At 66.3% G+C, this 21,668-nt stretch carries 22 protein-coding genes; 12 read left to right on the top strand and 10 right to left on the bottom strand.

What is annotated here, in order from left to right; genetic code table 11:
- The first annotated feature begins 183 nt into the window (after positions 1-183).
- Positions 184-2,412 carry a catalase/peroxidase HPI gene (gene katG / locus ACZ1I5_RS03580; protein WP_465172370.1) on the top strand — a complete coding sequence of 743 codons (2,229 nt, stop codon included), beginning with the start codon at positions 184-186 and terminating at the stop codon, positions 2,410-2,412.
- A 222-nt stretch (positions 2,413-2,634) separates the two neighbouring features.
- Here katG and ACZ1I5_RS03575 read toward each other — a convergent pair whose 3' ends face one another.
- Positions 2,635-4,254 (bottom strand): NAD(P)/FAD-dependent oxidoreductase, encoded by a 1,620-nt coding sequence (locus ACZ1I5_RS03575; protein WP_465172369.1) that lies wholly within the window; start codon positions 4,252-4,254, stop codon positions 2,635-2,637.
- Positions 4,255-4,426: 172 nt separating this feature from the next.
- Between ACZ1I5_RS03575 and ACZ1I5_RS03570 the strand changes: the two genes are divergently transcribed.
- Positions 4,427-5,752 (top strand): PQQ-dependent sugar dehydrogenase, encoded by a 1,326-nt coding sequence (locus ACZ1I5_RS03570; RefSeq protein WP_465172368.1) that lies wholly within the window; start codon positions 4,427-4,429, stop codon positions 5,750-5,752.
- 256 nt (positions 5,753-6,008) lie between these two features.
- Entirely contained in the window at positions 6,009-6,494 is a 486-nt protein-coding gene (locus ACZ1I5_RS03565; protein WP_465172367.1) for a winged helix-turn-helix transcriptional regulator, read from the top strand.
- A gap of 21 nt (positions 6,495-6,515) precedes the next feature.
- Here the strand turns inward: ACZ1I5_RS03565 and ACZ1I5_RS03560 are convergent, their stop codons facing one another.
- Complete coding sequence (locus ACZ1I5_RS03560) at positions 6,516-6,818, bottom strand: polyhydroxyalkanoic acid system family protein (RefSeq protein WP_465172366.1); 303 nt, start codon at positions 6,816-6,818, stop codon at positions 6,516-6,518.
- Between the two features lie 11 nt (positions 6,819-6,829).
- Entirely contained in the window at positions 6,830-7,249 is a 420-nt protein-coding gene (locus ACZ1I5_RS03555) for a VOC family protein (protein ID WP_465172365.1), read from the bottom strand.
- Between the two features lie 144 nt (positions 7,250-7,393).
- On the opposite strand from ACZ1I5_RS03555, the gene lnt reads away from it, so the two are divergent.
- From lnt to ACZ1I5_RS03535, 4 genes are all read left to right on the top strand, one after another.
- On the top strand, positions 7,394-9,010 hold the full coding sequence (gene lnt, locus ACZ1I5_RS03550; RefSeq protein ID WP_465172364.1) for an apolipoprotein N-acyltransferase: 1,617 nt from the start codon (positions 7,394-7,396) through the stop codon (positions 9,008-9,010).
- Positions 9,011-9,082: 72 nt separating this feature from the next.
- Entirely contained in the window at positions 9,083-10,300 is a 1,218-nt protein-coding gene (gene metK / locus ACZ1I5_RS03545) for a methionine adenosyltransferase (RefSeq protein ID WP_465172363.1), read from the top strand.
- 109 nt (positions 10,301-10,409) lie between these two features.
- The gene (trmB, locus tag ACZ1I5_RS03540; protein ID WP_465172362.1) at positions 10,410-11,090 is read left to right on the top strand and encodes a tRNA (guanine(46)-N(7))-methyltransferase TrmB; all 681 of its coding nucleotides are present in this window, start codon (positions 10,410-10,412) and stop codon (positions 11,088-11,090) included.
- 46 nt (positions 11,091-11,136) lie between these two features.
- Positions 11,137-11,769, top strand: coding sequence for a hypothetical protein (locus ACZ1I5_RS03535; RefSeq protein WP_465172361.1), 633 nt, complete (start codon positions 11,137-11,139; stop codon positions 11,767-11,769).
- A 31-nt stretch (positions 11,770-11,800) separates the two neighbouring features.
- Here the strand turns inward: ACZ1I5_RS03535 and ACZ1I5_RS03530 are convergent, their stop codons facing one another.
- Entirely contained in the window at positions 11,801-12,448 is a 648-nt protein-coding gene (locus ACZ1I5_RS03530) for a PilZ domain-containing protein (RefSeq protein WP_465172360.1), read from the bottom strand.
- Between the two features lie 261 nt (positions 12,449-12,709).
- Between ACZ1I5_RS03530 and ACZ1I5_RS03525 the strand changes: the two genes are divergently transcribed.
- From ACZ1I5_RS03525 to ACZ1I5_RS03515, 3 genes are all read left to right on the top strand, one after another.
- Positions 12,710-13,789, top strand: coding sequence for a 50S ribosomal protein L11 methyltransferase (locus ACZ1I5_RS03525; protein ID WP_465172359.1), 1,080 nt, complete (start codon positions 12,710-12,712; stop codon positions 13,787-13,789).
- A gap of 76 nt (positions 13,790-13,865) precedes the next feature.
- Positions 13,866-14,363 (top strand): DUF2721 domain-containing protein, encoded by a 498-nt coding sequence (locus ACZ1I5_RS03520; protein ID WP_465172358.1) that lies wholly within the window; start codon positions 13,866-13,868, stop codon positions 14,361-14,363.
- A 32-nt stretch (positions 14,364-14,395) separates the two neighbouring features.
- Positions 14,396-14,764: a DUF4345 domain-containing protein gene (locus ACZ1I5_RS03515; RefSeq protein WP_465172357.1), complete on the top strand. Its 369-nt coding sequence runs from the start codon at positions 14,396-14,398 to the stop codon at positions 14,762-14,764.
- A 119-nt stretch (positions 14,765-14,883) separates the two neighbouring features.
- On the opposite strand, the gene ACZ1I5_RS03510 is transcribed toward ACZ1I5_RS03515, so the two are convergent.
- The 4 genes from ACZ1I5_RS03510 to ACZ1I5_RS03495 all read right to left on the bottom strand — a co-directional run bounded on the left by ACZ1I5_RS03510 (position 14,884) and on the right by ACZ1I5_RS03495 (position 17,993).
- Complete coding sequence (locus ACZ1I5_RS03510) at positions 14,884-16,461, bottom strand: amidase (protein WP_465172356.1); 1,578 nt, start codon at positions 16,459-16,461, stop codon at positions 14,884-14,886.
- 517 nt (positions 16,462-16,978) lie between these two features.
- Positions 16,979-17,254 carry a DUF3175 domain-containing protein gene (locus tag ACZ1I5_RS03505; protein WP_465172355.1) on the bottom strand — a complete coding sequence of 92 codons (276 nt, stop codon included), beginning with the start codon at positions 17,252-17,254 and terminating at the stop codon, positions 16,979-16,981.
- A gap of 2 nt (positions 17,255-17,256) precedes the next feature.
- A complete protein-coding gene (locus ACZ1I5_RS03500) occupies positions 17,257-17,406 on the bottom strand; it encodes a hypothetical protein (RefSeq protein ID WP_465172354.1) in 150 nt (49 codons plus the stop codon).
- A gap of 47 nt (positions 17,407-17,453) precedes the next feature.
- Complete coding sequence (locus ACZ1I5_RS03495) at positions 17,454-17,993, bottom strand: hypothetical protein (RefSeq protein WP_465172353.1); 540 nt, start codon at positions 17,991-17,993, stop codon at positions 17,454-17,456.
- A 117-nt stretch (positions 17,994-18,110) separates the two neighbouring features.
- Between ACZ1I5_RS03495 and ACZ1I5_RS03490 the strand changes: the two genes are divergently transcribed.
- Positions 18,111-19,385 (top strand): MFS transporter, encoded by a 1,275-nt coding sequence (locus ACZ1I5_RS03490; RefSeq protein WP_465172352.1) that lies wholly within the window; start codon positions 18,111-18,113, stop codon positions 19,383-19,385.
- A 19-nt stretch (positions 19,386-19,404) separates the two neighbouring features.
- Positions 19,405-19,779 carry a PRC-barrel domain-containing protein gene (locus ACZ1I5_RS03485; RefSeq protein ID WP_465172351.1) on the top strand — a complete coding sequence of 125 codons (375 nt, stop codon included), beginning with the start codon at positions 19,405-19,407 and terminating at the stop codon, positions 19,777-19,779.
- Here the strand turns inward: ACZ1I5_RS03485 and ACZ1I5_RS03480 are convergent.
- Together ACZ1I5_RS03480 and ACZ1I5_RS03475 are read right to left on the bottom strand one after the other, a co-directional pair.
- Positions 19,765-21,315 carry a PQQ-dependent sugar dehydrogenase gene (locus tag ACZ1I5_RS03480; RefSeq protein ID WP_465172350.1) on the bottom strand — a complete coding sequence of 517 codons (1,551 nt, stop codon included), beginning with the start codon at positions 21,313-21,315 and terminating at the stop codon, positions 19,765-19,767. The two genes, ACZ1I5_RS03485 and ACZ1I5_RS03480, sit on opposite strands and share 15 nt — an antisense overlap.
- A gap of 44 nt (positions 21,316-21,359) precedes the next feature.
- Positions 21,360-21,578, bottom strand: a complete 219-nt coding sequence (locus tag ACZ1I5_RS03475; protein WP_465172349.1) for a hypothetical protein — start codon at positions 21,576-21,578, stop codon at positions 21,360-21,362.
- Positions 21,579-21,668: the final 90 nt, after the last annotated feature.

Below are 21,668 nucleotides of genomic sequence, written 5' to 3'. Positions count from 1 at the left end.
GGCGGCAACCATAGCAGGAGGACGCGACACGCCGGCTACGTCAGGCGCGCCCTTCCACCCCCCGCCCCTTCTTTCGTCTCTGATCGATTTCCCCGTTCGCACTAACCGAGTTAAGTCGTTTCCGCCCGCACGGTGCCGAGTCTAGGTTCCGTGAAGAAGGTTCAACCACGAGAGGATACCGACATGGACGCGAAGACGAGCGGCGACCCGCTGGGCTGCCCGATGAAAGAGCCTGCCGCGCTGCGATCCCTTCTCGGGCGGACCAACCGCGACTGGTGGCCGAACCAGCTGTCGCTGGACATCCTCCAGCAAAACGGCCTGTCGGGCGATCCGATGGGCGACGATTTCGATTATGCCGCCGAGTTCAAGACGCTCGACCTCGCGGCGGTGAAGCGCGACCTGACCGCGCTGATGACAGACAGCCAGCCCTGGTGGCCGGCCGATTACGGGCATTACGGCCCGTTCTTCATCCGCATGGCCTGGCACAGCGCCGGCACCTATCGCAGCGGCGACGGGCGCGGCGGTGCCTCTTCCGGGTCGCAGCGCTTCGCGCCGCTCAACAGCTGGCCGGATAATGGCAATCTCGACAAGGCACGCCGGCTGCTCTGGCCGGTGAAGCAGAAATATGGCCGCAAGCTGAGCTGGGCCGATCTGATGATCCTGGCCGGCAATGTCGCGATCGAGTCGATGGGCGGACCTGTTTTTGGCTTCGGCGGCGGCCGTGCCGATGTGTTCGAGCCCGAAAAGGACATTTACTGGGGCACCGAGGAGCAATGGGTCGGCCATGCCGACAACCAGACGCGCATTCAGCCCGAGCGTGAGATGGTGCTGGAAAGCCCGCTCGCCGCGATCCAGATGGGCCTGATCTACGTCAATCCCGAAGGGCCAGGCGGTAATCCTGACCCGATTCAGTCGGCGCGCGACATCCGCGAGACGTTCGCCCGGATGGGCATGAACGACGAGGAGACCGCGGCGCTGGTCGCGGGCGGCCATACCTTCGGCAAGGCGCATGGTGCGGGCGACGCCTCGCTGGTCGGTGCGGAGCCGGAAGGCGCCGATATCGCGCAGCAGGGGCTTGGCTGGCAGAGCGGGCATGAGTCGGGCGTGGGCGACCACACCATCACCAGCGGCATCGAAGGCGCGTGGACGCCGACGCCGATCACCTGGGACATGAGCTTTTTCCACATGCTGTTCGACTACGAGTACGAACTGGTGCGCAGCCCGGCGGGGGCCAAGCAATGGCAGCCGATCAACCAGGCACCCGAGGACCTCGCGCCCGGTGCGCACAGCCCCGAACGGCGCCTGCCGACGATGATGACTACCGCCGACATCGCGATGAAGGCGGACCCGACGTACCGCGCGATCAACGAGCGGTTCCGGGACAATCCCGACCAGTTCGCCGATGCCTTTGCCCGCGCCTGGTTCAAGCTGTGCCACCGCGACATGGGGCCGAAGGTGCGGTATCTCGGGCCCGACGTGCCGGCCGAGGACCTGATCTGGCAGGATCCGATCCCCAAGGCGGACTATACGCCGATCGATAGCGGCGATGTGGCGGCGCTGAAGCAGAAGATCCTGGCATCTGGGCTGAGCGTGGCCGAGCTGGTGCGGACGGCCTGGGCATCGGCCGCGACCTATCGCGGTTCGGACCATCGCGGCGGCGCCAATGGCGCGCGCATCCGCCTGGCGCCCCAGAAGGACTGGGAGGTCAACGAGCCGGCGAAGCTGGCCAGGGTGCTGGAGGTCTATGAGGGCATCAAGCGCGACTTCGACGGTGCCGGGGCGGGCAAGAAGGTCAGCATCGCCGACCTGATCGTGCTGGGTGGCTCTGCCGCGGTCGAGAAGGCAGCGAAGGATGCCGGGCAGGACGTGACCGTGCCCTTCTCGCCGGGCCGCACGGACGCGACCGCCGAGCAGACCGAAATCGGCAATATCGACGTGCTCGAGCCCAAGGCGGACGGATTCCGCAACTATCTCTCGGTGCGGTTCAGCGTGCCGACCGAGGAGTTGCTGATCGACCGGGCGCAGTTGCTGGGGCTGAGCACGCCCGAAATGACGGTGCTGGTGGGCGGCCTGCGCGTGCTGGGCGCCAATCATGGCGGCTCGGCGCACGGCGTGCTGACCGACCGGCCGGGGCAGCTGACCAACGACTTCTTCGTCAATCTGCTCGACATGGGCACGGCGTGGAAGGAAATCGACGAAGCCGGTGACGAGGAGTTTGCGGGGACCAACCGCAACACGAACGAGCAACGATGGACCGCGACGCGGACTGACCTGGTGTTCGGATCGAACTCACAACTTCGGGCGGTGTCCGAGGTCTATGCTTCGAACGATGCGGGGGGGAAGTTCGTGAAGGACTTCGTTGCCGCCTGGACCAAAGTGATGGACGCGGACCGATACGATCTGCGGGTGTGACCCCTTCTTTTAGCTTAAGCGCTCATGGCCGCCGGCGACTCCCCTCGCCGGCGGCCTTTTTATTTGGTTCGTGCGGAGGCGCGGAGGGGGTGCGCTCACGAACTGGCGAGATTCCCCTTCCCCGTTCGTTTCGAGCGAAGTCGAGAAACAGGCCAAACAGCGCACGGGTCGGTTTCTCGACTTCGCTCGAAACGAACGGGAGAGGGTGTGACCGGGCGAGGTTTAACCCGTGATGCGCACCGCAACCGCTTCCGCCACCTTGATGCCGTCGACCGCGGCGGAGAGGATGCCGCCGGCATAACCCGCGCCTTCGCCGGCGGGGAACAGGCCGTTGGTGTTGAGGCTCTGGAAATCGGCACCGCGGGTGATGCGGATGGGGGAGGAGGTGCGGGTCTCGACGCCGGTCATCAGCGCGTCGGGGTGGTCGTAGCCGGGGACCAGACGGCCGAAGGCGACCAGTGCCTCACACATCGCCGTCACGGCGAAATCGGGCAGGCATTCGGCCAGGTCGGTCGGGGTGACGCCAGGAAGATAGGAAGGCGCGACGGTGCCGAGCTTGCTCGACGGGCGGCCGGCGAGGAAATCGCCCAGCGTCTGGGCGGGCGCCTTGTAGGTCGAGCCGCCGGCGATATAGGCGCGCGATTCCCAGTGGCGCTGCAACGCGATGCCGGCGAGCGGGTGGCCAGGATAGTCGCGCGCGGGGTCGATGCCGACGACCAGGCCCGAATTCGCGTTGCGCTCGTTGCGGGAATATTGGCTCATGCCATTGGTGGCGACGCGGCCTTCCTCCGAGGTGGCGGCGACCACCGTCCCGCCGGGGCACATGCAGAAGCTGTAGACGGTGCGGCCGTTCCTGCAGTGATGCGACAGGCTGTAATCCGCCGCGCCGAGGATCGGGTGGCCGGCCGAGGGGCCGAAGCGGGCATCGTCGATCCAGCTTTGCGGATGTTCGATGCGCACGCCGATCGAGAAGGGCTTGGCCTCGACGAACACCCCTTCGTCATGGAGCATGTGGAACGTGTCGCGCGCGCTATGTCCGATCGCGAGCACGACCTGATCCGCCTCGAGATAGTCGCCGGTGTGGAGGTGAAGACCCGTCACGCGGCGGGTGCCGTCCGGGGCAGTCGCGATATCGATCCGGTCGACGCGGTTCTCGAAGCGATATTCGCCACCCAGGCCCTCGATCGTCTCGCGCAGGCTCTGGACCATCGCGACCAGGCGGAAAGTGCCGATATGCGGGTGCGCCTCGGTCAGGATCTCGGCGGGCGCGCCGGCCTTGACGAATTCGATCAGCACCTTGCGGTCGAGATGGCGCGGGTCCTTGATGCGGCTGTAGAGCTTGCCGTCGGAGAAGGTGCCGGCGCCGCCTTCGCCGAACTGGACGTTGGATTCGGGGTTGAGCTCGCTCTTGCGCCACAGGCCCCAGGTGTCCTTGGTACGCTGCTTCACCTCCTTGCCGCGATCGAGGATGATCGGGCGAAAGCCCATCTGGGCGAGGATCAGCCCGGCGAACAGGCCGCACGGGCCAGTGCCGATGACGACGGGGCGCTTGCCGCTCCAGCCGGAAGGGGCCTTTACCGGGAAGCGATAGCTGGTGTCGGGGGTGCGCTGGACATGGCGGTCCCTTTTGAAGCGCGCGAGGACGGGCGCCTCGTCGCGCAGGGTGACGTCGACGGAATAGACGAGCTGGATGTCCATCTTGTCGCGAGCGTCATGGGCGCGGCGAGCGATGGTGAAGCGGACCAGGTCGCGCGGCGTGATGCGCAGGCGATTGCGGATCGCGGCGGCCAGGGCCTCTTCCGCATGGTTGAGCGGCAGTTTCAGTTCAGTGATGCGGAGCATGAGTGCGCCATAACGGGGGATGCGGGGTTCGGCCAATCCTCTCGCGGCTGCTCCGTCCTCCCCGCCTTCGCCGGCGAAGGTGAAATGGGGAAGGCACGGAACAACGTCGAAAGGGCGGCGTAGAGCGCGCGTCCCCCTTCCTTTCCCCCTGTCGCTGGCGTAACCTTATCTCATGCGCAAACATATCCTGATCATCACCGGAATCCTCATCGTCGCGGCGATCGCCTTCTGGTTCTGGCTGCGCCAGCCCGATGTGGCGCGCCTCCCGGTCGACGCCGTCACCGGCGCCAGGCCCGAGATCACGCCGCCGCGGATCCAGAGCTTCCCGACGATCGGGGTGGCGGACGCGGTAGGCTGGCCGAAGGGGGTGACGCCGGTGCCCGCCGCCGGGCTGGCGGTGACGGCGTTCGCAGGCGGGCTCGATCATCCGCGCTGGCTCTATCGCCTGCCCAATGGCGATGTGCTGGTGGCGGAGAGCAACTCGCCGCCGCGCGAGGGCGGCGGCATCACCGGCGCGGTGATGGGCTATCTGATGGGCCGGGCGGGCGCGGGCGTGCCGTCCCCCAACAAGATCGTCCTGCTGCGCGACACCGATGGCGACGGCGTGGCAGAAAGCCGCACGACCTTCCTGTCCGGGCTCAACTCGCCCTTCGGCATGGCCCTGATGGGGGGCTGGCTCTACATCGGCAACACCGACGCGCTGGTCCGCGTGCCGTACAAGGACGGCGAGACGAAGATCGACGCAAAGCCCGAAACGGTGATCAAGCTCAACCCGGGCGGCAATCACTGGGCGCGCAACGTCATCGCCGATCCGGATGGCAAGACGCTGTACGTGACGGTCGGATCGTCGAGCAACATCGCCGAGAACGGGCTGGAGGCGGAGAAATTCCGCGCCAACATCCTGCAGGTCTATCCCGAGGCGAAGACCTTCCGGGTCTATGCGGCGGGGCTGCGCAACCCCAATGGGCTGGCGTTCGAGCCGAAATCGGGCGGGCTGTGGGTGACGGTCAACGAACGCGACATGCTCGGCTCCGACCTGGCGCCGGATTATATGAGCGCGGTGGAACTGGGCGATAATTTCGGCTGGCCCTGGTATTATTGGGGCGGCTATCCCGACACGCGCGTGGAGCCGGCCAATCCGCAGCTCCAGCAATATTCGAAGCGGCCCGATTATGCGCTGGGGCCGCACACCGCCTCGCTCGGCATCAGCTTTGCCGGCGACGCGAAGCTCGGCGACCGATTCGCCAACGGCGCCTTTGTCGGCCAGCACGGATCGTGGAACCGGGAGCCGATGTCGGGCTACAAGGTCATCTATGTGCCGTTCGGCGACACTGGCTTTCCGCTGAAGGGCGCGAAGCCGGTCGATGTGCTGACCGGATTCCTCGACAAGGACGGCAAAGCGCAGGGGCGTCCGGTCGGCGTGATCACCGATCGGACGGGCGCGCTGCTGGTGGCGGACGATGTCGGCAATGTGATCTGGCGGGTAGCGGCCAAATAGGGCGCGGCAAGGATATCGGGCTGGGATATCGGGCTGCGGCCGGCTCCCCCCGAAGCCGCCGCAGCCCGTGTCGCGCGTATGCTGCTTTCGCCGCGCGCGCGCTCCTCCCCAAGACTATTAGCACCCCTCGTGCCAAAATCCGAGTTCTTTCTTAAGGGTATAGCTTCCTCATGGCTAACGGATAGTTTAGGAAACACGATGTTACCCATAACGGGTAACAGGGCCGCGATGGCCTTATCCGCGAGAGAGGATGCCGATGAGTGATCGTGTCGTCACCAACCAGGCCAAGATCGGCGAGAATTGGCGAGTCGCCGTGAGCTCGCTGCAGAACCTGTTCCTGACGATGCATCGCACCCTCTCGGCCGCCATACCGGTCGGCCCAACCGAATTGCTGATCTACGCCACGGTGTCCACCGCCAATGTCCAGCGGCTGATGCGCGAGCGCGCCATTCCCGAACCTTTTGCCGGGACCGCGATATTGCCGCGCGAATGGGTCGTGCCGATCTCGCGCAACGCGATCGCCACGGCGAGCGGCCTGCCGCGCGAGACGGTACGCCGGCACGTCGCGCGGATGATCGAAGCCGGATTGCTGATCGAGGATAGCCGCGGCGGGGTCACCCTGCCGGAAGGCGTGATCCAGGATCGCCAGCTCGAGCCGTTTCTGGAGGGAATGCTGACCATCTACGCGCGCAGCGCCGAGGAATTGCTGCGCAGTGGGGTGATTCGAATCGAGAAGGATTGAAGGCCGCCAGCTGTCCGGGCGCTATTTTAGCAGCGTCTTTCCCCGTTCGGTCAGCTTGTCGCGAATCTTGCCGGCGAACAGGCGGAGCATCGGCGGCAGATCAAAGCTCGCATGGACCCTGGTCTCCATCACGTCGAGCCGGCTCGCAACGCGCTGGCCCATCGCCTCCACGGTGAAGATCAGTGTGTCGCCGTCCCAGCGATGCTCGGTGACGGTACCGCCGGGGACGAAGGATGCCAGCTTGCCGACCCCCTTGTCGATTCGCGCGCGGGCGGCGGCGAGACCAAGCTTGTGAGGGATATCGACGGTGATCGGGTCGGTCATCGGGCTATCCCTCAACGCGCGAACAGCATCGCGTCATCCGCGAACGCCTTGAACTCCAAAGCGTTGCCGCTGGGGTCGAGGAAGAACATCGTCGCCTGCTCGCCGACCTGCCCCTTGAAGCGGACATGCGGCTCGATGCCGAAGCGGATGCCCGCCGCCTTCACGCGCTCGGCGAGGGCCTCCCAATCGGCCATTTCGAGGACGACGCCGAAATGCGGCACGGGCACGTCATGGCCGTCGACTGGATTGGCGACCGCCACCGGCGTCGCCGCGGGATCGAGATGCGCGACGATCTGATGGCCGAACAGGTCGAAATCGACCCAGGACTCGGCGCTGCGCCCCTCGGGGCAGCCCAGCACGCCACCGTAAAAGGCGCGCGCGGCCGGGATGTCGTGGACCGGGAAGGCGAGGTGGAAGGGGCGGAGCGTCATGAGGCCCGCCATAACGCCAATCCACGGTGTTCGTCACCCCGGATCCCTCGACGAGGCTCGGGACAGGCTTGTTCCGGGGTCCACCGTTCCGCATACGGACGACCGAAGCACTTGCGGCCCGGTGGATGCCGGAACAAGTCCGGCATGACGGAAGTGGGGAAGGCCTTGCTCGACAATCAGGTTCAGGCATTGCGGCGCGCCGCGGCGGCACGCCCCGCCCTGCTCTCCCTCGCACTCGGCGCACTGTCCGCGACGGGCTTCGCACCGCTCGATCTCTGGCCGGTCGCGCTTGTGTGTTTCGCCCTGTGGATGGGGCTCATCCACGATTCGCCCGCGCTGAAACCGGCACTGCTGCGCGGCTGGCTGTTCGGGGTCGGGCAGTTCGCGATCGGCATCAACTGGCTGCAGCATCCCTTTGTCTATCAGGACGCGATGCCGCATTGGCTCGGCTATGTCGGCGTGCTGCTGTCGGCGCTGTATCTCGCCCTTTACCCGATGTTCGCGGCCGGACTGGCCTGGCGCCTGGCGAGCCCGCGCGCGGCGGGCGACGCGACGACGCGGCCGGGCATCGCCTATCTCCTCGTCTTCGGCGCGGCCTGGATCATTACCGAATGGCTGCGCGCGACGATGCTCAGCGGCTTTCCGTGGAACCCGCTCGCGGCGATCTGGGTACCGATGCTCGGCGTGGCGCGGATCGCGGCCTGGACTGGAACCTACGCCCTGTCCGGCCTGACGGTGGCGATTGCCGGAACCCTGATCCTCGCGGCCGGCCCGCGCTGGATCGTGCTCGCCGCTGCCGCGATGGTCATTGCGGTGCTGGCCGTGCTGGGTCTTCCCATCGAGACCACACCCGCCGCGCTGCCCGCCGACTCGCCCTATGTCCGAATCGTCCAGCCCAATCTCGGCGAGGAGGAGCGCCCCACTCCCGCTTACGCCGAGAACAGCCTGCGCGCGCTCGAATCGCTCGCCGGCACGCCCGGCACCCATCCGCGCCTGATCGTGTGGCCGGAAGGCGCGCTGCGCTTCTTCGTCGAGGACGGGTATCCGGCCGATTATTACTGGCGCGGATCGCCCCTGATCACGCGCCGCCGCATCGCCGCCCTGCTCGGTCCGCGTGACATGGTGCTGAGCGGCGGCAACGCGCTGCAATTCGATAGGGCGGGCAATCTCACCGCGGGGACCAATTCGGTCTTCGCGATCGATTCGGCCGGCACGATCCGCGCGCGCTACGACAAGGCGCATCTCGTGCCGTTCGGCGAATATCTGCCGCTGCGGCCGCTGCTCACCGCGTTCGGGCTTCAACGCCTGGTGCCGGGCGACCTGGATTTCGCTCCGGGGCCCAGGCCGCGCACCATCGCCCTGCCCGGCTTTGGCGATGTCGGCATGGACATCTGTTATGAGATCATCTTTTCCGGCCAGGTGATCGATCCGGCGCACCGGCCTGCGGTGATCTTCAACCCTTCGAACGATTCGTGGTTCGGCGACTGGGGCCCGCCCCAGCATCTTGGCCAAGCGCGTCTGCGCGCGATCGAGGAGGGGCTGCCGATCATCCGTGCGACTCCGACCGGCATATCCGCGGTGATCGCGGCTGACGGCCGGCTGCTCGACAGCCTGGCGCTGCACAAGGCCGGCGCGATCGAGCTTGCCATGCCCCAGGCGGCGGCACCGACGCTGTTCTCCCGCCTCGGCAACTGGATGGCGGCCCTTGTCGCGACGACAATGCTGCTCCTGGCAGTTGCGTTCCGCCGGTCGGCTCGCTAGGGCAATCATATAAGGAAAGCTTTATATGCGGTTTCCGGAGGGCCGGGACCGCGCCAGCCAAGGGTAGATTTGATGCGCGCTTCGTTTCTCTTCACCTCCGAATCGGTTTCCGAAGGCCATCCCGACAAGGTCGCCGACCAGATTTCCGACGCCGTGGTCGATCTGTTTCTGTCCAAGGACCCCTATGCGCGTATCGCCTGCGAAACGCTGACCACGACCAACCGTGTCGTGCTGGCCGGTGAAATCCGCTGCAAGGGCGTGTTCGAGAATCACGAATGGGCCCCGGGCGCCAAGGAAGAGATCGAGGCCGCCGTGCGCGCGACCGTGAAGCGGATCGGTTACGAGCAGGACGGTTTCCACTGGGCGAATTTCTCGTTCGAGAACCATCTGCACGCTCAGTCCGCGCACATCGCGCAGGGCGTCGACGAGAGCGGCAACAAGGACGAAGGCGCCGGCGACCAGGGCATCATGTTCGGCTACGCGACCGACGAGACGCCCGACCTGCTGCCCGCCACGCTCTATTACTCGCACCGCATCCTCGAGAAGCTGGCGCATGACCGCCACAACAAGGTCGTGCCTTTCCTCGAGCCCGACGCGAAGAGCCAGGTGACGCTCGAATATCGCAACGAGGTCCCGGTCCGCGCGACGGCGCTGGTCGTCTCGACCCAGCACGCGCCGGGCTATTTCTACGACGGCACCGAAGGCAATCCGGAGCTCTACAAGGAGCTTCGCGACTATGTCGTCGGCGTGTTCAACGAAGTCCTGCCTGACGGGTTCGTGGACGAAGAGACCAAGATCTACGTCAACCCGACGGGCCGTTTCGAAATCGGCGGTCCTGACGGCGATGCGGGCGTCACCGGCCGCAAGATCATCGTCGACACCTATGGCGGCGCAGCCCCGCACGGCGGCGGCGCTTTCTCGGGCAAGGACCCGACCAAGGTCGACCGCTCGGCCGCCTATGTCGCGCGCTATCTCGCCAAGAACGTCGTCGCCGCCGGCCTCGCCCGCCGCTGCACGATCCAGCTGAGCTATGCGATCGGCATCGCCGAGCCGCTGTCGGTCTATGTCGACACGCACGGCACCGGCACCGTTCCGGAAGCGAAGCTTGAAGAGGTCCTGCCGAAGCTGGTCCGCCTGACCCCGAAGGGCATCCGCGAGCATCTGAAGCTCAACGCCCCGATCTACCAGAAGACCGCGGCCTATGGTCATTTCGGCCGCAAGCCGGACGGCGATTCCTTCACCTGGGAAAAGACCGATCTGGTCGACCAGCTCAAGGCCGCTGTCGCCTGAGCCGCCCAGCCAACTGACGCGCAAGACGGCGCGGTTCCGCTTCGACGGAACCGCGCCGTTTTCGTTGAAGGCTTGCACCAAGCCTCCACGCGACTATGCCCGCCCGACCATGAACGATCCCACGACCATCCGCCGCCTCTATGGCCGTCGCCAGGGGCATAAATTGCGCCTTGGCCAGGCCGCGCTCGTCGAGGAGTTGCTGCCCGAGATCAGCGTGCCCGAGAGCGGGCCGATCGATGCGCGGAGCCTGTTCGGCGATGACCGTCCCCTCGAAGTCGAAATCGGCTTCGGCGCCGGCGAGCATCTCGCCGGTCAGGCCGCGATGCGGCCCGGCACCGGCTTTATCGGCTGCGAGCCGTTCCTCAACGGCGTGGTCGGCGCGCTCAACCATGTCCGCGACGGCGAACTGGAGAATGTCCGGCTACACATGGGCGACGCGCTCGAGGTGATCGAGCGGCTGCCCGATGCCTCGCTCGACCGTGTCTATCTGCTCCACCCCGATCCGTGGCGGAAGGCGCGCCATGCCAAGCGGCGGATGGTCAATCACGGGCCGCTCGACCTGATCGCGCGCAAGCTGAAGCCAGGTGCCGAATTCCGCCTGGGCACGGACGATCCGACCTATTGCCGCTGGTCGATGATGGTGATGAACGCGCGGACCGATTTTATCTGGCAGGCGACGCACCCATGCGATTTCCTGACCCGGCCGGACGACTGGCCCGAGACCCGCTACGAGCGCAAGGCGCGGCGGCAGGGGCATGAGGTCTGGTACTTCCGATATCGCCGCAGCTAGGTCGGGGCGGCGGGAAACCGGGAGCATCTTCGGTCGTTTGGGCAGGATGAAACCTCTTGCTCTCCGCCCGATCGGTCTCGCCCTCGTCCTGCTCGTCGCTGCCTGTTCGTCCGGTTCCGAGCGGCAGCCGGAAACCAGCACCGTAACGACCGGTACCGCGCCGTCCGCGCCCATGGCGAATCAACACGACGCGCCGGCGACCAATATGGCGGAGCCGGCGACCGCGACCCCGGCCGCAACGGCATCGGGCAAGGTGATCGGCCTCGAAGGACTCGGCGCGTTGCGGCTCGGTCAGGCGGTGCCCGGCGGCGGGTCCTGGGCCGAGACCAACGCGGAGACCGGGGATTCCTGCCGGACGGTGACGTCGCCGGAGTATCCCGGCGTCTATGCGATCGTGTCCGGCGACAAGGTCAGGCGGATCACGGTCGGCCAGCGCTCCGACGTCAAGTTGGCGGAGGGCATCGGTGTCGGGGCGACCGAAGGCGACGTCCGGAAATGGTTCGGGGGTTTCCGCGCGACGCCGCACAAATATGAGGCCGCGCCGGCGAAATATCTAACCGCGCCCAATGCATCGAGCGGAGACCCCGCCGTGCGATTCGAGATCGGCGAGGACGGCAAGGTCGGGATGATCCATGTCGGCATGATGCCCGAACTCGCCTATGTCGAGGGGTGCGCCTGATCGGCAACAAGGCGTGATGGGCGCGACTGGTTCAGGCGCCGTCCTGCCGTTGCCGCGCCAGGGCGTTCATGGTCGGAACCCAGCGGGCCAACGTTTCGAACGGGATCGGGGTATCGAACGCGATACCGGCATGCTCCTTGTCCAACCAGCGGACCGATCCGGCGATCGGCGACAGGCCGCTGACCATCAGGATCAGTTTCTGCCCCACCTCCAGCACCTCGCTCGGAGAAATCCGCCCACCGCCCTGCGAGATGTTGCACAGCGCGACGACATGGTAGCGCACGCCGACGCGGATCCGCGCCTTGACGTCGATATCAACGCGCGGGGCACGCGGCTGCCGCTCGTCCCTGGCGGCGAGGAGTTCCTCGGCGCTCACCGGCTCGTCGAACACGATCCCGGCCAGGCCGTCCCGGCGCCATTGCACCCGGCCGGCGACAGGCTGGCCTGACTTGAATTCCGCGGTCACCGGCTCTTCGACGTTCAGTTCCGAATAGATATGGGCCATCAGGCCACTCGAGGAAATGTTGCGGACCAGACACAGTTCCTCGCCACGCGGCGTCTGCAGCCGCGCCACGCGCAGCACCTTCACGCGCCGCAGATCTTCCCGCTGCTCGGGCGGAGACGGCGAATCGGAGAATGAGATCGTCGTCAAGTCGCCGTCGTCGTGATGGTCTAGCATCGGGACACCCCTATTCGAGCGACGTTGTCCACATCGCCACGACCTTGAAAAGCGCCCCCGCTCTTCAAGCACAACAACGCCCCTCGGAGCCGGATTATCGGCCAGTGATCCCTTCCAAATCCCTAACGGCGCTTCCTCGCCGGCGCGATTTCTATGGCGGACGCGGCATTAACCCTCGCAATGCCGCCTTTTGCTTGCCTTTCGCTACGCCCTGCCCTGTCCTAGGAAGTGGCGGACGGGCCGTCCGCGCGGGGAAATCGAGTGACCGACGAGATCGAGCGGATGATCGCGACCATTGGCGCGGCGCTGCGGCAACGCCCCGATTACCCGTACAACCTGGTCGGGCTCGCCGAAATGGTCGCAGCGCGCAAGGCGCCGCGCCGGGCTGCGGACCTTGCACGTGAGGCGATGGCGCTGGGGCGGGACGATCCGGCGACCGTCATGCGCGGACGGCGACTGCTGGCGTCGCTGATCCCGGGCTATCACGTGCCGATGATGAACGACGCACGGCGCAACACCGCCTGGGACGCGGCGCTGCGGCGGGCGATCCGCCCCGGCATGACGGTGCTCGAGATCGGCACCGGTGCGGGCATGCTGGCGCTGATGGCAGCGCGTGCCGGCGCGGAGAAGGTCGTCACCTGCGAGTATAACCCGGTCGCGGCGCGCATGGCCCGCGAGCTCGCCGAACGGAATGGCTATGCCGACCGCATCCAGGTCGTCGCCCGGCGCTCCCAGGCATTGATGATCGGCAAGGAGCTGGAGCGCCCAGCCGATCTGCTGGTCTGCGACATCTTTGCCGACGGGCTGCTCGATTTCGATCCGCTAAGCGCGATCGCCGATGCGCGGCAGCGGCTGCTCGCGCCCGGCGCCCCCGCCGTACCGATGGCAGCGAGCCTGCGCGCCGCGCTGGTGGACTGGCAGGACTATCCGCGCGCCGGGCATATCGATGCAGCCTGCGGGTTCGACCTGACCCCGATGGCCGATTTCGTGCCGACCGGCATCCTCAGGCCGATCGGCTCGGCCGGGATCGACCCGGTGTCGGAAGAGGTCGAGCTGTTCCGGTTCGATTTCGCGCAGGCCCGCTTTCCGCCGTCGGACCGCCGCACCCTCGCCTGCCGTGCGACGAGCATCGGCGAGGCCAATACGATCGCACGGTGGATCAGGCTCGAGCTGGATGACGAGGCAATGATCGACGCGCGGCCCGAGCCAGGCGCGACCTTCTTTTCCGGACTGACCCTGACGCCGCTAGACGCCGCGGTGCCGGTGCGGCCCGGCGAAACGACCACGATCGGTACCGCGCATGACGGCCGCGCGATCTTGACCTGGGTCGAACGGGATTAGGACAGGGGGCACGCGAAGAAATGTCACGCAGCGTCGCCGATAGCCCAGCGCGCCGGAGGCGCCGCCGGGTTCGCGCTTGACCCGTCGCGCGGGATACCGCCACAACGCGCGGGTGGAATATTCGCCCGCCGTCACGACGATCGCCCAGACGATCCAGCTCTCGCTCTCGCCGGTCTTCATGCTCGCGGGTATCGGCGCGCTGCTCAACGTGCTGGCCGGCCGCCTGTCCCGCGTGGTCGACCGGGCGCGGCAGGTGGAGGCGCTTCACCCGCGCTCGACCGGCCCCGAGCATGACCGCCATGTCTGGGAGCTGCGGCTGCTCGACAAGCGCATGTCAGTGATCAACAACGCCCTGGTGATGGCAGTGTCGAGCGCGGTGATGACCTGCCTGGTGGTCGCGCTGCTGTTCGTCGCCGAACTGGCCAGACTGCATATCGGCACCGTGGTCGCCCTGTCCTTCATCCTCGCGATGATCCTGCTGATCGCCGCGCTCGCTGCCTTCCTGATCGAAGTGCGCATGTCGCTCCGCGCGATCCATATCCGGCCCGAGCTGCTCGAAAAGGACCGACGCTGAACGTCACCGCCGAGAAGCGGGCGCTTCAACTGGTGGTGGCGATCGCCTGCCTCGTGCCGCTGATCACCGGCGGGCAGAGCATATTGTTCGGGCCCGGTTTTCTCGGCCACGCGCCGGTGATCCCGACCGATCTCGACAGCCATTTCCGCTATGTTTCAGGGATATTCTTCGCAGTGGGCGTGGCGTTCGCGACCTGCGTGCCGGGGATCGAAGCCAAGGGACCGCGGTTCCGGTTGCTCGGGGCATTGGTGGTTGCGGGCGGGCTGTCGCGGCTTGTGTCGCTGGTGGCGGTGGGGATACCGTCCAGGGGGCATGTGTTCGGGCTGGCGATGGAGCTTGGGGTCGTGCCGTTGCTGATGCGGTGGCAGGCGGGGCTGGCGAAGCGGTGGAGTGTTTCTTGAGCCCCTCCCCTTAAGGGGAGGGGTTGGGGGTGGGGGCCTCCGGCTAGCCATCCAGCGTTGCACTTGCGGGACTGCCCCACCCCAACCCCTCCCCTGAAGGGGAGGGGCTTTTTAGGACTTTATTTGGAGGCGCCCTCCAGCCCCGGCCCGACATCCGCGACGGGAGGGTATTTCGGCGCCACCCGGGCATGGCTCGCCCGCTCATAGGCGTAACCCGCGTTCAGCACTGCCTGGTCGCCATAAGCCGTCGCGATGAAGGACAGCCCCACCGGCAGTCCCTTGGCCAGCCCCATCGGCACCGTCAGATGCGGATAGCCCGCGATCGCCGGCATCTCGCTCGCGCTCGGGCCGGTGAAATGGTCGCCCGACACGCTGTCGCTCAGCCAGGGCAGGCCATAGGTCGGCTCGACCAGGATCGTCGCGTTCGCTTTCTTCAGCATCGCATCGATGCCCTCGGCGCCCGCCAGCCGCAGCGACCTGGCCCGCGCGCCGAGATATTCGGCATCGGCGAGCCCGCGCGTCTTCGCCGCGTCGAGGAAGATCTCCTGGCCGAAGAAGGGCATCTCGGTCGTCCTGTTCGCCTCGTTGAAGGCAATCACCTGATCGAGCGTACGCGTGGTCACGGCCTTTGGCGTGGTCGCGAGATAGGCGTCGAGATCGGCCTTGAGCTCGACCTTGAGCACGTCGAATTCGGCATCGCCCATGCCGTCGAGCTTGGGCTTCTCGACATCGACCAGCACCGCGCCGGCCGCTTTCAGCACCGCGAGCGCCGCGTCGTAAGGCGCCTTCATCGCGTCCGGCATCTCGGGCCGCAGCACGGCGATGCGCAGGCCCTTGAGCGCGTCGGGCGACAGTCCCTTGGAGAAGTCAGCGCGGTATTTGGCGGCATCCTTCGTGGCCTTGTCCGCCGGATCGGCCGCGACCATCGCGGAGAACAGGATCGCCACGTCCCTGACGGAACGGCCCATCGGCCCCGGCGTATCCTGGCTGTGGCTGATCGGCACGACATGCGTGCGGCTGACCAGCCCGATCGTCGGCTTGAGCCCGACCAGCCCGTTCATCGAGGACGGGCAGACCACCGACCCGTCCGTTTCGGTGCCCAAGGCGACCGGTGCGAAACTGGCCGCCACCGCCGCGCCCGATCCGCTCGACGATCCGCAGGAGGAGCGGTCGAGCGCATAGGGGTTGCGCACCAGCCCGCCGATCGCGCTCCAGCCGCTCATCGAATTGGTCGAGCGGATGTTCGCCCATTCCGACAAATTGGTCTTGCCGAGGATGACGGCGCCGGCCTTGCGCAATTCGGCCACCACCGGCGCGTCGCGGCCAGTGAGATTGTCCTTGAGCGCGAGGCTGCCGGCAGTGGTCGGCAGTTCCTTCGTTTCGATATTGTCCTTGATCAGCACCGGAATGCCGTCGAGCGGGCCGAGCGTCCTGCCCGCCCGGCGGCGCGCGTCGCTCGCTTTGGCCTGGGCGATCGCGTCGGGGGTGACCGCGATGACCGAGCGTAGCGTCGGTCCGCTGCGATCCATCGCCGCGATCCGCGCGAGATAGGCCTGGGTGATCGCCTCGCTGGTCGTGCCGCGGGCCATCATCGCCTGGAGCTGGTCGATCGATTGTTCTTCGACCTTCACCGTCTGGGCGGTGGCGGGCCTGGCGCCTGCCGCGGCGAGAAGCAGAAGCGAAGCGAATAGGCGCATAGGATCCCCACCCCCGTCATGCCGGACTGGTTCCGGCATCCATCGCGCCGCGCAAGCAGCACGGGACAATTCATGCGGAACGATGGACCCCGGAACAAGTCCGGGATGGCGAATTATTTGACGCGATCTGCCCGCGCCAAAATGTGACGTACGCCAGATATGAAAAGAGGCTGCCGGGTCCGCAGACCCGGCAACCTCCTGACATGGTCAGCGGCCGGAAGTTCCAGCCCGGGAGACCATGCGAACCGCAGCTTCGATAGACGGCAGCGTTGATTGAGGGAGAATACCCCCCGCCGTCATCCCGATAAAGCTAGCGGTGCGTCCCCCGAACGAACTGAACCGACCCCATTGCTGAACCATGAGACATCGGATCACCTCCTTTCGCTTGTTAAAACGCCGTACCCAGGACTGGGTACGACTCCTGTTTGAATCATCCGAATCACATAAACAAGTCTTGTAATGTTTTGCGTTTTCGACGATTCTCTTCCGCCTGCGCCGCTTCCGGGGCAACCAGCCCTCAGACCTTGCCGAAGGCGACGCGCAGTTCCTGCTTCGCCTCCTCCAGAACCTTCCTTTGCCGCGCGTCCAGGCCGTGCCCGGCGCGGTTGATGTAGAAGGTCAGCATCGACATGGCGGACCGGAACGGCGTGCTCCTGCGCCGCAGGCTCCGTTCGGCCGATCGCTTGAGCGAGGCGGCGATGCGCTTCGGGTCCTGCCAGGTGAACACCTCGCGCTCCAGACTGAGCGCGTCGCTGTGCTCGGTCACATCTTGCGACCACTTCTCGTCAGCCATGATCAGTGCCGCTTGAAATACTGGACTTCGCGCTCGTGCTTCTCGGCTGCGGCGCGGGTGTCGAAGGTGCCGAGGTTGCGGCGCTTGTGCGTGTCGGGATCGACCTTGCCCGAATAGAGGCGGTATTCGCCGGACTTGAGCTTGCGGATCATGGCATTCTCCTCGCGACAAAAACGCGCGAGGCCAGGAGTTTATCCCGTCAGCGCCGGCAATCCTCGGTCACGCGCTCGATCTCGGCCCAGGCGGGCACCACCAGCGGGGCGGTGCCGGCCTGCTCGATAACGAAACGTCCGCGGCTGAAACCCATCGCGTCGAGCAAGCCATCGCGCGGCTGGAGCGCCACCGCGACATAGGGCGGCGTACCGCCGGTCGGCGCGGCGGACAGCGTGCGCAGCGCGGTCGAGGTGCGGATCGTCAGCGCAACCGGCCCGGCGGCGACACCCTGACGCGACAGGTAAAGCGTGTTCGCCGCCCGATCGCAGCGGAGGGTCAGCGCCGCATCGGCACCGGGGACGCCAAACAGCGCGATCGAACCCCGGCCGTCCTGGCGGTACACCCAGTCGCCCGGCGTCATCGGCCAGTCGCGCCAGTCCTTGCCGACCGGCGTCGCGGTCGGCACGGGGGCCGGCGGCGGAACATAGGCCGGCGTCGGGGCGGGCCGGGGCGCGGTGGGCGGGGCGGCCGTGCCGACGCAGCCCGACAGGGAGGCGGTGGCGGCAAGGAGCAGGAACAGACGCATTCGTCCGTCTATGGGCGAAGCGGCCGCGCGGCTCAACCGCCCGTCTTGCATGCGCCCGAGAATTCGCCTCTGTTGCCGCCGGGCCGTGCAGCGACACGGATGGGGAGAGAGCGGATCATGGCGATCGATGCCAAGCGACTGAAATCCATCGTCGGCGGATCGGCCGGCAACCTGGTCGAATGGTATGACTGGTATGCCTATTCCTCGCTGTCGCTCTATTTCGCGGCGACCTTCTTTCCCAAGGGCGATCCGACCGCGCAGCTGATGGGCACCAGCGCGATCTTCGCGGTGGGTTTCGTCATGCGGCCGATCGGCGCCTACTGGATGGGGCGCTATGCCGACACGCATGGCCGCAAGGCGGGGCTGGCGCTGTCGGTCGGGCTGATGTGCCTGGGCTCGCTGATGATCGCGCTGGTGCCAGGCTATGCCGTGATCGGCGTCGCGGCGCCGGTCATTCTCGTGCTCGCGCGCATGATCCAGGGCCTGTCGGTCGGCGGCGAATATGGCGCGAGCGCGACCTATCTCTCCGAGATGGCGACGCGCGACCGGCGCGGCTTCTGGTCGAGCTTCCAGTATGTCACCCTGATCGGCGGGCAGCTCACCGCGCTCGCGGTCACGCTGCTGCTGCAGACGGTGCTGAGCAAGACCGAGATGTCGGAATGGGGCTGGCGTATCGCCTTCTTCTTCGGCGCGATGCTAGCACTGGTCGTCTATATCCTGCGGCGCCGGCTCGCCGAGACCGCCTCGTTCGAGAACCAGTCGGCCGACCGGCCCAAATCCGGCCTGATCGCCTTGTGGAAGGCACATCCGCGCGAGTTCCTGCTGGTCATGATCATCAGCGCGGGCGGCAGCTGCACCTTCTACGCCTACACCACCTATCTCCAGAAATTCCTGGTCAACACCAGCGGCTTCGAGATCCAGACCGCGACCCAGGTGATGACCGCGGCCCTTGTCGTCTACATGCTGGCGCAGCCGGTATTCGGCGTGCTCGCCGACAGATTCGGGCGCAAGCCGATGCTGTTGCTGTTCGGGGTGGGCGGCATGCTCGTGACCGTGCCGGTGTTCAGCGCGCTGGCGGTGGTACGCGATCCAATGGTTGCCTTCGCGATCATCCTCGGGCCGCTGATGCTGCTGTCGGCCTATACCTCGATCAGCGCGCTGGTGAAGGCGGAACTGTTCCCGGCGCATATCCGCGCGCTGGGTGTCGCCTTCCCCTATGCGATCGGCAATGCGGCGTTCGGCGGCACAGCGGAATATGTCGCGCTATGGTTCAAGAACGCGCATGTCGAATCCGCCTTCTACTGGTATGTCACCGCGATCCTGTTCTGCGCGACGATCGCATTTCTGATGCTGCCGGAAACGAAGCGCACGAGTTTGATCCTTGAGGATTGACCCGATTGAAGGAACGACCATGTCCAAAGACCAGCCCGTGCAGCTTCTCGCTTATTCGACCCGGAGCGACACGATCAGAGTGAGAACGCGCGACAACGAAAAGGTCGGATCGGTCCACGAGTTTCTGATCAACAAACGAACCGGCCGGACGGCCTATGTCGTGCTGACGATCGGCGGCTTCCTGGGCATGGGCAAGGCCTATTATCCCCTGCCCTTCAGCCTGCTCGCTTATGAGCCGGCAGCGGACATCTATCTCGTCACGATCGACCGCAAGGTGCTCGAGGGCGGGCCGAGCTGGGCCGCCAACCCGCCACTGTTCGACCAGGACTATGCCAATCGTGTGGCGAGTTATTACGGCACGGCGATCGAGGACCTCTCGCTAGGCGGTGGGTGACGCCGTCACCCTATAAATCTCGCCATCGAGATCGACGAGGTAGAGATTGCCCGCCGCATCCTCGCCGAACGAGGCGAGCTGGTTGATCGTGCCGATATCGGGCGCGAAATCCTCGTTGCGACGTTCGAAGCCGGCCGCACCCAGAGTCGTGCCCTGCGTGAGCGTGCTGGCCGGCACGGTGAAGATGCCGCCACGGATGAAATCGGCGAAGACATAGGAACCGGTGAGGGAGGCGACCGGCCCGCGATAGACATAGCCGCCGGTGATCGTGCTGCCCTGTTTCGGCCCGGTGCCATGGCCATATTCGAGCACCGGATCGATCAGTCCAGCAGGCGCGGTGCCATTGAAGGCATGCGTCCCTTCACGGAAGCGCCAGCCATAATTGCCGCCCTTGTCCTGCGGGCGGAGCAGGTCGAGCTCTTCCCACGCATCCTGGCCGACATCGCCGATGAGCAGATTGCTGCCCCAGAAGGACGCGCGGAACGGATTGCGGAAGCCATAGGCATAGACTTCGCGCGCGCCGCCGACGCCGCTGGCGAAGGGATTGTCGGCGGGCACGTCGAAATAGCGCGGTGACGCGCCGGCAAAGGGATCGGCGACGATCTCGATCCGCAGGATCTTGCCGAGCAGCGAACTGGTATTCTGGGCATTGTTGCCCGGATCGCCGCCGCCGCCGCCGTCGCCGGTCGCGATGTAGAGATAGCCATCGGGTCCGAACCCGAGCCAGCCGCCATTGTGATTGTTGTTGGCGGTATGCGGAATGGTGACGACGGTGTTGGACCGGCTGACCGATCCGTTGCTCAGGCGCCGATATTGCCGAACCGAAATATCGCCATTGTTGCCGCCGGCGGCATTGTTCGTGGCATAGACATAGAAGAAGCCGTTGGTCAGATAGTCCGGGCCGAACGCCACGCCGAGCAGGCCCCGTTCCCCGTCAGTCGAGATATTCTCGATCGTGGCGAACGGCGATTTGGCGCCGGTCGCAGGATCGAGCAGGATCAGGTTGCCGCCCTTTTCCACGACCATGACGCGGGTGTCGCCCAGGATCGGCGCGACATAGAGCGGCTGGTTGAACCCGGTACCGACGCGGCGGACCTGAATGCCTTCCTTGCTGTTGGTGACGGTGATCGCGACGGCGCGCGTGGCGCTCGCCTGCCCATCGGTGACGCCGACCTGCACGTCATAGACATTGTCCTGCCCGGCATCGGCCGGCGCCTCGAAATTGGGCGGCGACACGAACCGCACCAGCCCGGCCGCGGTGATCGAGAAGCGCGCAGCGTCGGCGCCGCCGGCGATGCTGTAGGTCAGCGCCGTGCCATCCGGATCGGTCGCCGCCGCCTGATAGGCGTCGGTGGCGTTCTCGACGACGCTGGCGCTGGCCGCGGAGGTGAAGCTCGGGGCCTGGTTGGCGGGCGTCGGGGTCGGCGTGCCACCACCTCCCCCGCCGCCGCCGCCGCCGCAGGCCGATGTGGCAAGCAACAGGGCGAGCGTGAAGCCGCAGGTCGATCGCCGCGACAGGGATGAAAAGGCCGACATAAATCCTCCCGACGGCCGCGCGGGAAATCATTCGCCCCCCGCGTTCAAGCCGCCTGAAGCAGCAAACGCGCGATCTTCCGGTCCGTTGCTCCGGCCCGTGCCCAATCGCCGCCGGACTGGCGCTGTTGTCGGCGGCCGAAGCCGACCAGCCGGGCCGCCGCCGGCAGGCGACCGCGGCCCTGTTCCTGGCCATCAACAGGGTGGAACAGGGTGAATTTTTTTCTTGCCCTGTTATTTCCAACTTTGTTGGAGATATTTTTCATAGATTTCAATGTTTTGAATGGCACCTGCCCTGTTCCGGAATAACAGGGCGGCGGTCACGCATAACAGGGCAGGCCCGCGCCGTTAACAGG

It is taken from the genome of Sphingomonas sp. BL-S-30, assembly GCF_055521475.1.
Note: the sequence above shows the minus strand (reverse complement) of the source record. Positions and strands in the feature narration are given on the sequence as shown.

What these genes read in the sequence shown, in the direction of transcription:
- metK (WP_465172363.1), top strand. Translation starts at nt 9,083, where the DNA reads ATGCGCGCTTCGTTTCTCTTCACCTCCGAATCGGTTTCCGAAGGCCAT.
- ACZ1I5_RS03535 (WP_465172361.1), top strand. Translation starts at nt 11,137, where the DNA reads ATGAAACCTCTTGCTCTCCGCCCGATCGGTCTCGCCCTCGTCCTGCTC.
- ACZ1I5_RS03500 (WP_465172354.1), bottom strand. Translation starts at nt 17,406, where the DNA reads ATGATCCGCAAGCTCAAGTCCGGCGAATACCGCCTCTATTCGGGCAAG.
- ACZ1I5_RS03480 (WP_465172350.1), bottom strand. Translation starts at nt 21,315, where the DNA reads ATGTCGGCCTTTTCATCCCTGTCGCGGCGATCGACCTGCGGCTTCACG.
- ACZ1I5_RS03510 (WP_465172356.1), bottom strand. Translation starts at nt 16,461, where the DNA reads ATGCGCCTATTCGCTTCGCTTCTGCTTCTCGCCGCGGCAGGCGCCAGG.
- ACZ1I5_RS03570 (WP_465172368.1), top strand. Translation starts at nt 4,427, where the DNA reads ATGCGCAAACATATCCTGATCATCACCGGAATCCTCATCGTCGCGGCG.
- ACZ1I5_RS03575 (WP_465172369.1), bottom strand. Translation starts at nt 4,254, where the DNA reads ATGCTCCGCATCACTGAACTGAAACTGCCGCTCAACCATGCGGAAGAG.
- ACZ1I5_RS03495 (WP_465172353.1), bottom strand. Translation starts at nt 17,993, where the DNA reads ATGCGTCTGTTCCTGCTCCTTGCCGCCACCGCCTCCCTGTCGGGCTGC.
- katG (WP_465172370.1), top strand. Translation starts at nt 184, where the DNA reads ATGGACGCGAAGACGAGCGGCGACCCGCTGGGCTGCCCGATGAAAGAG.
- ACZ1I5_RS03475 (WP_465172349.1), bottom strand. Translation starts at nt 21,578, where the DNA reads ATGAAAAATATCTCCAACAAAGTTGGAAATAACAGGGCAAGAAAAAAA.
- ACZ1I5_RS03555 (WP_465172365.1), bottom strand. Translation starts at nt 7,249, where the DNA reads ATGACGCTCCGCCCCTTCCACCTCGCCTTCCCGGTCCACGACATCCCG.
- ACZ1I5_RS03505 (WP_465172355.1), bottom strand. Translation starts at nt 17,254, where the DNA reads ATGGCTGACGAGAAGTGGTCGCAAGATGTGACCGAGCACAGCGACGCG.
- ACZ1I5_RS03530 (WP_465172360.1), bottom strand. Translation starts at nt 12,448, where the DNA reads ATGCTAGACCATCACGACGACGGCGACTTGACGACGATCTCATTCTCC.
- trmB (WP_465172362.1), top strand. Translation starts at nt 10,410, where the DNA reads ATGAACGATCCCACGACCATCCGCCGCCTCTATGGCCGTCGCCAGGGG.
- lnt (WP_465172364.1), top strand. Translation starts at nt 7,394, where the DNA reads ATGACGGAAGTGGGGAAGGCCTTGCTCGACAATCAGGTTCAGGCATTG.
- ACZ1I5_RS03485 (WP_465172351.1), top strand. Translation starts at nt 19,405, where the DNA reads ATGTCCAAAGACCAGCCCGTGCAGCTTCTCGCTTATTCGACCCGGAGC.
- ACZ1I5_RS03560 (WP_465172366.1), bottom strand. Translation starts at nt 6,818, where the DNA reads ATGACCGACCCGATCACCGTCGATATCCCTCACAAGCTTGGTCTCGCC.
- ACZ1I5_RS03565 (WP_465172367.1), top strand. Translation starts at nt 6,009, where the DNA reads ATGAGTGATCGTGTCGTCACCAACCAGGCCAAGATCGGCGAGAATTGG.
- ACZ1I5_RS03490 (WP_465172352.1), top strand. Translation starts at nt 18,111, where the DNA reads ATGGCGATCGATGCCAAGCGACTGAAATCCATCGTCGGCGGATCGGCC.